Source organism: Pseudomonas quercus (assembly GCF_012033695.1).
In the GTDB taxonomy this organism is placed as follows: domain Bacteria; phylum Pseudomonadota; class Gammaproteobacteria; order Pseudomonadales; family Pseudomonadaceae; genus Aquipseudomonas; species Aquipseudomonas quercus.
This window is the reverse complement of sequence record NZ_JAAVJI010000005.1, coordinates 147,081-160,092: the sequence shown is the minus strand read 5'-3', so window position 1 is coordinate 160,092 and position 13,012 is coordinate 147,081. Positions and strand designations below refer to the sequence as shown.

Genomic DNA, 13,012 nt, shown 5'->3' with positions numbered 1-13,012 from the left:
CACGGTGGTATACAGGCAGCTGCCGTCCGTGTAGGAGCGGGTGACCACCTGCGAAGTGGCCAGGGCAGGCACTCAAAAAGATCTCTCTGTTCGCCCGCTGCACAAGCGCTGTGCCTGCGCCCACAAGGGCCGTACATGTTGCTGTCATCTTGATGTAGTTGATTAGCCCTTCACTCACGCTGAAGGAGCTGTTCATGAGCCAATTCCCCATTGCCCGCCGCCGTTTGCTCCAGAGCGTTGGCGCAGGCCTGTTGATGCCTGGCCTGGCGCCTGCAGTGCTGGCATCGGTGAAGGATCGCCCTCAGCTGACCGACGGCGTACAGGCCGGTGACCCGTTCGGAGACCGGGCCATGGTATGGAGCCGCTGTGATCGGCCTGCAAAGCTGGTGGTGGAATGGGACACACAAAGCATGTTCGCTCAGCCACGGCGAGTAACGTCTGCACTGGTCACCGCCGCCAGCGATTTCACCGGTAGGGTAGAGCTTACCGGCCTGCCCGCCGGCCAAGCCATTTTCTACCGTGCCTGGTTCGAAGACGGCAACACCGGTGTAGCCAGTGAGCCCTGGTTTGGGCACCTGCGCAGCGTGCCAGCCCAGGCACGGGACATCCGGTTCGTGTGGAGTGGGGACACCGTAGGCCAGGGCTTCGGCATCAACCCAGACATCGGCGGTATGCGCATCTACGAAGCCATGCGCCTGCGCCTGCCGGATTTCTTTATCCACAGTGGTGACACCATCTATGCCGATGGCGTTGTACCTGCCCAGCTCACCACCGAAAACGGACGGGTGTGGCGCAACCTCACCACGGAGGCCAAAAGTAAGGTGGCTGAAACCCTTGGGGACTATCGAGGCAACTACCGCTACAACCTGATGGATGAGAACGTACGCCGCTTCAACGCTGAGGTGCCGCAGATCTGGCAATGGGACGACCATGAGGTGACCAATAACTGGTCCCCTAGCAAGCAGTTGGACGAGCGCTACCATACCCGGGACATCCAGCAACTGGTGGCGCCAGCTCGCCAGGCCTGGCTGGAGTATTCGCCCATGCGCCCGCAGGCCGGCGACACGGGCCGGCGTGTCTACCGTCGTATTCCGTATGGGCCTACCTTGGATATCTTCGTGCTGGACATGCGCAGCTACCGGGATGGCAATGATGCCAACCTGAGCGACAAGATGGACGCCAACAGCGCTTTCATGGGGCGTGCGCAGCTGGATTGGCTCAAGGCTGAGCTGGCGGCCTCAACGGCGCAGTGGAAGGTGATTGCAGCCGATATGCCCATCGGCCTGGGTGTTCCCGATGGCGAAGTCAGCCCTGGAGTAGGGCGCTGGGAAGCCATTGCCAATGGCGACAATGGGCCTGCCAAGGGGCGCGAACTGGAAGTGGCTGAACTGCTGGGGCACCTGCGCCAGCAGCAGGTGAAGAACACGGTGTGGCTCACGGCAGACGTGCACTATTGCGCCGCGCACCACTACCACCCCGACCGTGCCGCGTTTCAGGATTTCGACCCCTTCTGGGAATTCGTTGCCGGCCCGTTGAATGCCGGCAGTTTCGGCCCCAACCCGCTGGACATGACGTTCGGCCCGGAATTGGTTTTCCAGAAGGCGCCACCTGCACAGAACACATCACCCTTTGCTGGTTTTCAGTTTTTCGGTGAAGTGAACATCGAGGCCCGAAGCGGCGAGCTGACTGTTACCCTGCGCGATCTGGATGGCGTGGCGGTGTACGAAAAGAAGCTGGCGCCGGTGTAGGGCGTTCAATACACATCCCGGCGATAACGCCCGCTTGCTATCAACCGTTCTACCAGCGCATCGCCTGCCACCTGGCGCAGGGCGTCATCCACACCCTGCGCCATGCCCTCAAGGCTGCCGCATACATAAAGGGCGGCGCCCTCTGCCAGCCACTGCGTGAGCACAGGTGCCGCTTCGCGTATCACATCCTGCACATAGCGCTTTTCGGCCTGGTCTCGGGAAAAGGCCGTGTCCAGGCGTGCCAAGCCGCCCTCAGCCAGCCAGGCAGTTATTTCGCGTTCATAAAGGAAATCCGTTGCGCGGTTGCGTTCCCCAAAGATCAACCAGTTACGTACCTGCCCGGCAGCCATGCGTGCCTTGAGCAGGCTGAGCAAGCCCGCCAGGCCGCTGCCATTGCCGATCAGTATGAGTGGGCAGTCCCCCTCGGGCAGGTGGAAATTGCTGTTGCGCCGCAGGCGCGCCTCTACCGGCTCGCCCATTTCAGCCTGTGCAGTCAGCCAGCCCGAACACAAGCCTTGTGGATGTTGCCGTACCAGCAGCCGCAGGTAACCTTCGCTGGGCAACGAGGCAATGGAGTACGCACGAGGGCGTGTGGCCAGTGCCTGGCCAGGTGGCATGATTTCCAGCAGGTCACCTGCCTGCCATTGGCACCCGTCGGGAATGGCCAGGTCTACCGCAAACAGGGAAGCGCCTGCACTTCCAGGATTGAGCAGGCGACGGTGGGCCAGTGGCCATGGCTGCAGCGGGGCAGGGCCAGCCTGCCCTGAACCTGCAACGCCAATGGAGGCCAGCGCACGGTCCCAATGCTGGAGGTCTCCGGCATTGGCATTGTCGACTTCCACGGGTGGAAACAACGGCTGTGCGCCTTGGCTGTCGAGCCAGCTGGACAGTCGCCGCCCGAAGCCGCAGAAGTGGGTATAGCTGCGGTCCCCCAATGCCAGCAAGGCATAGTGCAGCTGGGGCAGTGGCCATTGCCGGGCTGCCAGTTGCTTCTCGAACAGCCGGGCTGTGTCTGGCGCTTCGCCGTCGCCAAAGGTGCTGACCACGAACACGGCTTGCCGCGCGCCTTTCAAGTCGCTCTCGCTAACAGCGCTCAGGTTGACCACGCGTGCGCCCTGGCCGCTGGCCTGGAGCTGTGCTGCGGTGTGCCAGGCCAGTTGTTCGGCAAGGCCGCTTTGGCTGGCAAACGCCACCAGCCAGCCTTCAGCGGTGCCGTCCACACCCTGCTGGCTGAGGCGAATATGGCGCTGCTTGCGGCGGCGGTCCAGGTACAGGCACCAGCCCGTGATAAAGAACAGCGGCATGCACACGCTGGCGGCTGCCATCAGTACCCGGCCTGGCAACCCGAAAAAGCTGCCGGTATGAACGGCATAGTTGCTGACGAACAACTGCTCACCCAGTGGCTTGTCCGCGTAGCGTTCATGGGAGAGTACGGCACCGGTCACCGGGTTGAGCTCCAATGCGTTAAGCGCACGGTCATGGGGGGAACTGTCCAGCAGGTAGAACGCTGTGGCGGGTTGGCGAGGCTGCGCTGGCAGGCGAAGGGTAAAGCTGCTCATGTGGGGGCCGGCGGCGTTCTGTACGGCCTGCCACAACGCCGCCCAATCGGCCTGTGGAACGGCATCCTTTGATTTGCCACGGCGTTCTCCACCGCGGGGCTTTGGGGTATTGCCGGTCAGTATGTTCGAGGCTCCCTCGCGATACCAATCGTAGGACCACATCAGGCCTGTGCAGGCGGCGATCAGGTAGAACACTAGGCACCACGTACCTGCCACTGCATGCAGGTCCCAGTGAAAGGCACGGCCCTTTCTGGCCCAATCCAGGGTTAGCCAAGTGCGCCAGTTAAAGGCATTTCTGGGCCAGCGCAGGTATATCCCTGACAGGCAAAAGAACAGCAACATCAGGGTGCAGGCCCCGGTGATCTGCTTGCCTGTTTCGCCTATGGCCAGAAAACGGTGCAGTTGCAATACGAAATTGAAGACGTTCTGCCCTGTGACCTGCCCACGCAGCTCCCCGGTGTAGGGGTCGAAATAACGCATGGGGCCGCGTCGCTCGCCTGCTGGCGGTGCGTAATACACCCGCGATGCCTCATTGGTGTTGGCCATCACCCACAGGTTGCTGACCTTGCCCAGCCCCTGGGCTTCCAGGCGAGTGACCAGCTGTGAAGGGGGCAGCATGCCTGCCGGCTGCACCTCTACCCTGAGCGTAGTGGGGTTCAACGCCAGCAGAATTTCTTCCTGGAAGGCATACAGCGCGCCGGTAATGCCCATCAGCGAAAGCACAAGGCCGGCTGTGATTCCGAACAGCCAGTGAAGCTGGAAAATGGTTTTCTTGAACACGTGGCTTGCCTGTTGACAGGGCTGATGGAGTGGGCAGACAGCAAAAACCCCGCCAGGCGATGCAGGCGGGGTGGGTTATCAGGCGATTTAGAAGTGCACGTTGGTACTTAACAGCACGGTCCGCCCAGGTGCCTGGTTGGCAAAGTGGGTGGTGAAGGCTTTGTCGTAGTAGGTTTTGTCCGTGAGGTTTTGCACATTCAATTGGAAATCCACGTTCTTGTTCAGCTTGTAAGACGCCATGGCATCGTAACGGGTATAGGCAGGGACATACACGGTGTTGGCTGGGTCACCGTAGACCTTGTCCACATAAAAAGCGCCGCCTCCAACAGTAAGTTTGGGCATCAATGCATAGGTAGTCCACAGGCTGAAGCTGTTTTTAGGCGTGTTTGGCATAGCGTTACCAGAGGCTTGCGGTGCGCCGGCGGCAATGGTGCCATTGCGACCAGGCAAACCGGCGTCCACCAATTCACTGTCCAGGTAGCTGTAGCCAGCGAATACCTGCCACTTATCAGTCACCTTACCGCTGGCTGATAATTCGACGCCGTCTACGCGCGATTTACCCGCGTTGCGGTAGGTGTTCCTGTCTACGAGAATGCGTGTGTTGTCTTTTTCAGTACGGAAAATGGCAGCAGCCAGTGACACACGCTCATGGAACAGATCCCACTTGGTACCGATTTCGTAGTTCTTGGTGGTTTCCGGCTCCAGGGCGCTGGAAACCGTACCAGAGGTCAATGGGTTGCCTTCAGAGCCATCCCCTACCAAGCCGCCAGGAGGCGTGGCTGAGGTTGCGAAAGACGCATAGACACTTCCGTTTTCGACCGGTTTGTAAGTAAGGCCAGCCTGCCAGTTCCAGAAGTTCGTATCACTGCTGGCGTGCGTAGTGGCCGAATGGGCGGTGGTATCAAAGCTGTCGTAGCGCACGCCTAGGTTCAGCAACCACTGCGGGTCCAGCTCAAGGGTGTCGAAGGCATAAAGTGAGCGGGTGTTGGCGGCGGTTTTGGTCCCCGCGTAGTTGCGCGCAACCGTACCCCCATACGTGTCGTTAGGGTTCGGGTTGGCCAGCGACGTGCAGTTGCCTGAAACCGTGTTGCCATTGCCAGTAGGCCCGCAATTGGAAAGCCCGCTAGTGCTGTTGCTGTAGTTGCTCACACGCGTTTTTTCACGCGTGATTTCCAAGCCGGTTGAATAAGTATGCTTGAGCCCCAGCGCACGAAACTCGCCGAACAGATCAGTCTGGTTGGTGGTGGTTTCGGTGACCGAGACGCGGCTGTTCGCACGCCGCCAGACTGTCCCGTATTGGCTGAGGTTGCGCTTGCTGTCATCAGGCTGGGTAAGGATATAGTCCTGGCCTGTGCTGCCATGGCGCAACGTATTTTTGAGCGTCATGGCTTCGCTGAAATCGTGCTCGAACACAAGGGTGCTGATATCGGCGCGCGTCTTTCGGAAGTCCCGATCTTTCAGCCCGTAGAAGTTGTTGCTGTCTCCGCCATTGTCTGGCTTGTCATGTACATGCGCTGTAGCGGCAGGAGACGAATAGCCGTAAGGGATGCCTGAATCTGGCAGGTCATCGCTTTCCATATGATAGTGGCTGAGGTTCAGCCGGTTCTCGGTGCCCAGCCCAAAGGTTACAGAGGGCGCTACACCCCAACGGTCGTAATTGATCGAGTCTCGCCCAGCTACATTTTGCTCATGGCTCATAAGGTTGAGACGAAACGCGGCGGTATCCAAGAACCTGCGGTTTACATCCAGGGTATAGCGGCGGGTCTGGTCGGAACCATAAACGAAGCCCCCATCAAGGAAATCGTAGGCTTTGGGCTGTTTGCTGACCAAGTTCAGGCTGCCCCCTGCACTACCCCGCCCGCCCATGGCCGAGTTCGGCCCTTTGCTGACCTCGATCGATTCGATGTCGAAGATTTCCCGGCTTTGCGCGCCCGTGTCGCGTACGCCGTCGATATAGGTATCGCCCTGGGCATCGAAGCCACGGATGATCGGGCGGTCGCCTTGCGGGTTACCGCCTTCCCCGGCACCGAACGTAATGCCGGGTACGGTACGCAAGGCATCCTGCAATGTAAGGGCCGCGGTGTCCTTGAGTACCTGCTGAGGGATGACTGTTATCGAGCGGGGCGTATCCCGTAGGGGAGCGGTGTATTTAGGCGAGGCCGCCTGGTCCGTCTGGTAGGCGTCATTCAGGGCCTTCTCGTTGACCTCCGTGACCCCAAGGGTAACCGTTTTATCATCCGCATCTGCGGCTTGAGCCAACTGGCCTGCTGACACAGCACTGATCGCAACGCCCACGGCCGACGCCAACAGCCGCGATGAAGGTGGTGAATGGTTGAATTTGCCTGACATGAAGGTCCCTCCCCGGATTCAAGGCGGCGGAATATAGGACAAATGCTTATTTGTATCAATTGAGAAATATTATTATTTGTGTCGCAGGGTTCAAGCCTTGCACCCTTTGAAACCCTAAAGGGTCCTGTAACAAACCAGTGCTTGCCCTGCGCAACTGGGAATCAATATCATTGCGCCCCCTTGATTGGAGGTGCTTCCATGCTCATTCACATTCCTGCCCTGTTCTCTTTGGGCGAGGCCGCCCGCATTTGTGAGGCACTGGCTGAAACAGAATGGGCTGACGGCAGGCTTACAGCGGGTTACCAGTCCGCAAAAGCCAAGCACAACCTTCAGTTGCCTGAGGAGCATCCATTGGCGCGGGAAATCGGTGCTGCCGTGCTTGAACGGTTGTGGGCGAATCCAGTGTTTCTTTCGGCTGCGTTGCCCCATAAAGTGTTTCCCCCTTTGATCAACTGTTACCAACAGGGTGGCAGTTTCGATTTCCATATCGACAACGCTGTGCGCCAACCGCGTGGGGGTGGTGAGCGGCTGCGTACAGACCTGTCCTCCACCGTGTTTTTCAGCGACCCGGCCAGCTATGAGGGCGGTGAGCTGGAGATTCAGGACACGTTCGGCAATCAAGCGGTCAAGCTGGCGGCGGGTGACATGGTGCTGTATCCCGGTACTAGCGTGCACCGGGTACGGCCGGTTACACGCGGTACCCGCTTTGCGGCATTTTTCTGGACCCAAAGCCTGGTGCGTGAGGATGCCCAACGCGCTTTGCTGTTCGAGATGGACGAAGCCATTCAGGCGTTGACGGTGGACATGCCCGATCACCCTGGCTTACTGCGCTTGACCGGCACTTACCACAACTTACTGCGTCGCTGGGTAGACGTATGAGCAGTTGGCCCTTGCACCGAGCCTCCTTGCTTAATGTGGATGAACTGAATACCCAGCTCGCAGGCACACCTGCCCAGGCGGCTCAGGCGATCATTGCAGCAGCCCGTTCAGGCGCTACACAGGCCCAGGCATTACTGGGGCAGATCCTTCTGGACGGCCGGGGCATCGAGCAAGACCCGCTATTGGCACGGCGCTGGTTTGCCATTGCGGCCCAAAGGGGGCACCTCATGGCCCGTAACCTTTTAGGCCGCTGCCATGAGCATGGCTGGGGTGGCAAAGCCGACCTTGGTCTGGCAGCGGTGCACTACCGCCAATGTGCCGAAGCAGGCCTGGATTGGGGGATGTACAACCTGGCCAATCTGCTGGCTACAGGGCGCGGCGTGCGCCAGCACGTGCAAGGGGCCATCGCTTGGTACAAACGGGCGGCAGAGCTAGGGCATGCCAAATCGATGAACTTGTACGGGCGTTACCTCGAAGAGGGCATAGCCATTCCTCAGAACCTGCCGGCTGCCCATGCCTGGTACCAACGTGCCGCTGAAGCCGGCGATTTTCGTGGTCAGTTCAGCCATGGCAGCGTGCTGTTCGCTGCAGGCAGGGCCGAAGAAGGCCTGGCCTGGCTTGAAAAGGCCAGGGTAAACGGGCACGAGGGTTTTCGAGAAGCAATGGCGCAAGCCTTGAGCGCCGCGCCATCTGCTCAATTGCGCGCTTTGGCATCACAGTGGCGAAGCGGCCACGGCAAAGCGGTGGCCTAGGTGCCAGGAAGCCTTTGAGCCTGCACATGGCATAACGTGTGGCCAATAGTCGGTGCTCCAACCAATGGAGTACCTTCATGAAGTACCGTCAGGACCTTTCATTCATTGCCACACTCAGCTCTACCACTGAAGGCTTTGAAGGGCAGATCGACTCTGTGGAATACCGCTCGGGGGCCGTTACCTATACCCGTGGTGACTGGCTTACGCTGACCACTGTTCCCGACCTGGACCCTCAGCGATTCTGGTTCGGCTGTTATGAGGACGACAACCAGCTGCGTTTTGAAATCAGAACCTTTACCCCCGACAAGAGCCTTGCGCTTCATTACAAAGGCTTGGCGCTCAGCCACAACCACTATGTAGGGCTGTATACGCTCAAGCCAAGTGAGCGGACGGTATGGCAGGTACGGGCATCGGGGGGTGTGTTCGACACACCTATGCTTGGCATGCACCATGATATTACTCTTACCACAACAGGCCACCGCCCTCTCGGCCCTTCACAGCCTGGCAAAGCCAGAAACCCGATCGAAAACTGTTATGTGCGGGTGGTAACGCGGCCATTCCGTCTAGCGTTGAACATAGAACGCAACCATGTCCCGTTCTTTGACAGTTTTGCCAGCAACGCCTTGCCCGACCTCTATCGGTAGCAAATGAAAACGGGGCTTTCAGCAAGCCCCGTTTTTGATATGCAGCCCTCAGTTCTTACAGGTAGAAGGCCTTGAGCGGCGGGAAGCCGTTGAACTCAACCGCGCTGTAGCTGGTGGTGTACGCACCCGTAGACAACCAGTACAGGCGATCACCAATGGCCAGGTTCAGTGGCAGGCCATACTTGTAGTGTTCATACATGATGTCAGCGCTGTCGCAGGTTGGGCCGGCAATCACCACCTCTTCCATCTCGCCTTTTTTCTCGGTCCAGATCGGGAATTTAATGGACTCGTCCATGGTTTCGATCAGGCCGCTGAACTTGCCCACGTCGGTGTAGACCCAACGCTCCACAGCCGTACGAGACTTGCGCGCTACCAATACCACTTCGCTGACCAGGATACCGGCATTGGCAATCAACGAACGGCCAGGCTCCAGAATGATCTCCGGCAGGTCATCACCGAAGTCTTCCTTGAGGAAACGAATGATTTCCTCGGCATAGGTTTCCAGGCTATTGGTGCGGGTAATGTAGTTGGCCGGGAAGCCACCGCCCATGTTGATCAGTTTCAGCTCGATGCCATCTTCTTCCTTCAAGCGCTCGAAAATGACCTTTACCTTGGCAATGGCGGCGTCCCAGACGCTGATATCACGCTGCTGCGAACCCACATGGAAGGAAATACCATAGGGCACCAAGCCCAGGTCACGAGCAAGGATCAGTAGGTCCATGGCCATGTCGGTTTGGCAACCAAACTTGCGTGACAGTGGCCAGTCGGCTGTAGTAGAGCCTTCGGTCAGGATGCGGACATACACCTTCGAACCCGGCGCTGCCTTGGCAATGTTGCGCAGGTCTGCTTCCGAGTCCGTGGCGTACAGGCGCACACCTTTGTCGTAGAAGTAACGAATGTCCTTGGACTTTTTGATGGTGTTGCCGTAGCTGATGCGCTCTGGCCCCACACCGCGGTCCATGACTTTGTCCAGCTCGTAGATAGAGGCGATGTCGAAGCTGGAGCCCTTGTCACGCAGCAGGTCGATGATCTCGACGGCTGGGTTGGCCTTGACGGCGTAATACACCTTGGCAAATTCGAAACCGGCGCGCAGGTCGTCGTAAGCCTTGTCGATAATAGCGGTATCGATCAGTACGAACGGGGTTTCCTGGGTGTCGGCAAAAGCCTTCATTTTCTGGAAGGTTTCGCGCGGGTAGTAATCTTCGACCTTGATCGGCATGCGGGAACTCCTTGAGGAGGCGTGAATGAAAGTGGCTGAACTGAACGCCCTCCGTATCCCCACTCTGGTTCGCTTATGTCCCAAGGCGTGCTACCAACCCCTTAGGCCGCATGGATCGTTTCCAGCATGGACGTTCGGCGCGCACTGTAGGACGTAGGGAAAACGAGATCAACTAAAAATGTCGTGTTTAAATAAATTAAACGTCGCATTTAAATAAATTAAACAGCGTTTGACGTACCTATGTTTAACGACTGATATGACCGCTTGATGTGGCTTATGTCAGCAGCAAAAGGGGACTGAGCCTGTTCCCGGGCTGCGCCCAGTCCCACAAAAGAACACCTGTCGCCTTGGCCTGTGTGTACGAGCAGCTATACCACAGCCTGTTCGGCCGGCGACACAATGCTGGTTTTCATGCCGCGGGAACGACCGGAGCTTAGGTAAGCTGCAATCGATTCCTGGGTCACTTCACCTTGGAACACCTGCTCGGCATTCATCACCGGTAACCAGGACCGGTTGAATTCATACATGCGAGACAGCAGTATCCGGCAGTTCTCCTCCGAGGCAGCGGTCGCTGTGAAGGGGCGCAGGAACGCTGCACAGTCGCCCTGCTGGCGATAGAGTTCCCGGCGGCGTACATAGCCCAGGCCTCGATTCTCCCCATCGGTCACCACTACATAGCGGCGGTCGTGCTCGTCCATCAGCTCCAGCGCTTCGGCAACGGAGGTTTCCGGGCTTACCGACGGTGCGTTGTCTGCGGCGTCTTCGGCTTTAACCAGCAGCAACCGCTTGAGGGTGCTGTCCTGGCCCACGAAATTGCTGACGAAGTCGTCCACCGGGTGGGCGAGGAGGGTATCAGGGTGGTCAAGCTGCAGCAGTTTGCCCCCTCGGAAAATCGCGATCTTGTCGCCCAGCTTCAAGGCTTCGTCGATGTCGTGGCTAACCATGATCACGGTTTTGTTCAACGCCCGCTGCATCTCGAAGAACTCGTTCTGGATCATCTCCCGGTTGATCGGGTCCACCGCGCCAAAAGGTTCGTCCATCAACAGCAACGGGGCTTCAGCCGCCAGGGCGCGGATCACGCCGATACGCTGCTGTTGGCCGCCGGAAAGCTCACGCGGGTAGCGGTTCAGGTACTGCTTGGGTTCAAGCTTGATCATGCTCATCAATTCCCGCGCACGCTCACGGCAGCGGTTCTTGTCCCAACCCAGCAGGCGCGGCACCACGGTAATGTTTTCTTCGATGGTCATGTTGGGGAACAAGCCGATCTGCTGGATCACATAGCCGATCTTGCGTCGCAGGCTTACTTCGTCCAAGGCGCTGGTGTCTTCGCCATTGATCAGTACCTTGCCGGACGTGGGCTCGATCAAGCGGTTGATCATTTTCAGCGTGGTGCTTTTGCCGCACCCCGAAGGGCCCAGGAATACGCAAATTTCGCCTTCATTGACAGTCAGGCTTACGGCATCCACAGCACGGACGTCTTTGCCATTGCTGTTGAATGTTTTGGTCAGGTTCTGAAGTTCGATCATTTGAGCAGCCCTTTGGGTGTGAGCGAGCGTTGCAGCCATTGCAGCAGCAGGTCAGCGGCGATGGCGAGCAGGCTCACCAGCACCGCGCCCACTACCAGCATCGACATGTCGCTGCGGCTGATGGACGTCAGGATAAGAACACCAAGGCCGCCGGCCCCGATGGTGGCGGCGATAGTCATCACGCCGATGTTCATCACCACGGCTGTGCGCACGCCAGCCAGGATTACGGGTACCGCAATGGGCAGCTCCACCATGCGCAGGCGTTGGCCGAAGGTCATGCCAATGCCTTTGGCCGCTTCACGAATGCCTGGCTCAACGCTGGTCAGTGCCAGGTAGGTGTTGCGCAAAATGGGCAGCAACGAATAAAGGAACACTGCCGTAATGGCCGGCAACGGTCCTAAACCTTGGCCGAACTTGGAGTAGAACGGCAACAGCAGCCCGAACAGTGCGATGGATGGAATGGTGAGCAGTACCGTGGCCGCCCCTTGCAGAGGGCCTGCCAAGGCGGGGAAGCGTGTCATCAGAATGCCCAGTGGCACGCCGATCACGATGGCCAGGCTTACGGCAATGCCCACCAGCATCACGTGCTGGCCGGTAAGCTGCAGCACCTGCTGCCAGTCGATGTGCTGGAAGGTCGCGAGAAAATTCATTTCGCCTCCTTCAGTTCAGGGTGTTGTGCCAGGAAGGCGTCGGCTACGGCCCCTGGGTTCTCATGGTCTACGTCCACCTTGGCATTGAGCTGGCGCATGGTGGCGTTGTCCAGCAGCTCGGCCAACGGCTTGAGCAGGCTGGCCAGTTGCGGATGCTGGTCTAGGAAGGCTTTGCGTATCACAGGCGCTGCGGTGTAGTCGGGGAAGTAGTGAAGGTCGTCTTCGAGCACCTTCAGCTTGAAGGCATCCAGCCGGCCATCTGTGGTGTACACCAAGCCGGTGAACACTTGGCCGTTACGCAAGGCGGTGTACACCAGGCCGGCATCCATTTGCCGGATATCGCGACGGTCGAAGGTCAGGCCGTAGGTTTTGGTCAGCCCCACCAGCCCATCCGGGCGGTTAGCGAACTCTGTATCCAAGGCCAGTACATGGTCTTTGCCCTTTTCAGAGGCGACCAGGGCGTTCAACTGGCTGATGGTATTCACCTGCGGGTATTGCTGAGCCACCTTGTCTGGGAAAGCCAACGCGTAGGTATTGTTAAACTTCGAAGGCGCCAGCCATACCAGCCCTTTCTGCGCGTCCAACGCCTTTACCCGGGCGTATGTGGCATCACTGTCGAGCTTCTCATCGATATGGTTGTAGGACACCAGCGACACGCCTGTGTATTCCCACAGTAGATCGAGTTGGCCGCTTTCCTGGGCGCTACGGGCGATATTGCTGCCCAGGCCACCGGTAATTTCGGTGCGAAAGCCTTTGGTAGCCAAGTATTTGGAAGTTAGTGTCGCCAGCACGGTTTGTTCTGTGAACACCCGCGCGCCAATGCGCAGCAAAGGCGGTTCGCCTGCCGCATGGGCAACACTGGAGAGCAGCAGGGTTGCTGCCAGCAACCAGCCTGATGGTTTCATG

At 58.7% G+C, this 13,012-nt stretch carries 10 protein-coding genes; 4 read left to right on the top strand and 6 right to left on the bottom strand.

What is annotated here, in order from left to right; translation table 11 throughout:
* Positions 1 to 194 precede the first annotated feature (194 nt).
* Positions 195 to 1,748, top strand: coding sequence for an alkaline phosphatase D family protein (locus HBH25_RS11225; protein ID WP_168084003.1), 1,554 nt, complete (start codon positions 195 to 197; stop codon positions 1,746 to 1,748).
* A gap of 5 nt (positions 1,749 to 1,753) precedes the next feature.
* On the opposite strand, the gene HBH25_RS11220 is transcribed toward HBH25_RS11225, so the two are convergent.
* Both HBH25_RS11220 and HBH25_RS11215 read right to left on the bottom strand, forming a co-directional pair.
* Entirely contained in the window at positions 1,754 to 4,087 is a 2,334-nt protein-coding gene (locus HBH25_RS11220) for a PepSY domain-containing protein (RefSeq protein WP_168084002.1), read from the bottom strand.
* Between the two features lie 87 nt (positions 4,088 to 4,174).
* Positions 4,175 to 6,436: a TonB-dependent receptor gene (locus HBH25_RS11215; protein WP_168084001.1), complete on the bottom strand. Its 2,262-nt coding sequence runs from the start codon at positions 6,434 to 6,436 to the stop codon at positions 4,175 to 4,177.
* A 198-nt stretch (positions 6,437 to 6,634) separates the two neighbouring features.
* Here HBH25_RS11215 and HBH25_RS11210 point away from each other — a divergent pair, with 198 nt between their 5' ends.
* From HBH25_RS11210 to HBH25_RS11200, 3 genes are all read left to right on the top strand, one after another.
* The gene (locus HBH25_RS11210; RefSeq protein WP_168084000.1) at positions 6,635 to 7,315 is read left to right on the top strand and encodes a Fe2+-dependent dioxygenase; all 681 of its coding nucleotides are present in this window, start codon (positions 6,635 to 6,637) and stop codon (positions 7,313 to 7,315) included.
* Positions 7,312 to 8,067: a tetratricopeptide repeat protein gene (locus HBH25_RS11205; protein ID WP_168083999.1), complete on the top strand. Its 756-nt coding sequence runs from the start codon at positions 7,312 to 7,314 to the stop codon at positions 8,065 to 8,067. Before HBH25_RS11210 ends, HBH25_RS11205 begins: the two co-directional genes overlap by 4 nt.
* Positions 8,068 to 8,144: 77 nt before the next feature.
* A complete protein-coding gene (locus HBH25_RS11200; RefSeq protein ID WP_168083998.1) occupies positions 8,145 to 8,711 on the top strand; it encodes a hypothetical protein in 567 nt (188 codons plus the stop codon).
* 55 nt (positions 8,712 to 8,766) lie between these two features.
* On the opposite strand, the gene HBH25_RS11195 is transcribed toward HBH25_RS11200, so the two are convergent.
* The 4 genes from HBH25_RS11195 to HBH25_RS11180 all read right to left on the bottom strand — a co-directional run bounded on the left by HBH25_RS11195 (position 8,767) and on the right by HBH25_RS11180 (position 13,011).
* Positions 8,767 to 9,930, bottom strand: a complete 1,164-nt coding sequence (locus HBH25_RS11195) for a type III PLP-dependent enzyme (protein ID WP_168083997.1) — start codon at positions 9,928 to 9,930, stop codon at positions 8,767 to 8,769.
* Positions 9,931 to 10,298: 368 nt separating this feature from the next.
* Entirely contained in the window at positions 10,299 to 11,456 is a 1,158-nt protein-coding gene (locus tag HBH25_RS11190) for an osmoprotectant ABC transporter ATP-binding protein OsmV (protein WP_168083996.1), read from the bottom strand.
* On the bottom strand, positions 11,453 to 12,106 hold the full coding sequence (locus HBH25_RS11185) for an ABC transporter permease (RefSeq protein WP_168083995.1): 654 nt from the start codon (positions 12,104 to 12,106) through the stop codon (positions 11,453 to 11,455). The genes HBH25_RS11190 and HBH25_RS11185 overlap by 4 nt, the downstream gene beginning before the upstream one ends.
* Complete coding sequence (locus HBH25_RS11180; RefSeq protein ID WP_168083994.1) at positions 12,103 to 13,011, bottom strand: glycine betaine ABC transporter substrate-binding protein; 909 nt, start codon at positions 13,009 to 13,011, stop codon at positions 12,103 to 12,105. The genes HBH25_RS11185 and HBH25_RS11180 overlap by 4 nt, the downstream gene beginning before the upstream one ends.
* Between the last annotated feature and the right edge of the window lies 1 nt (position 13,012).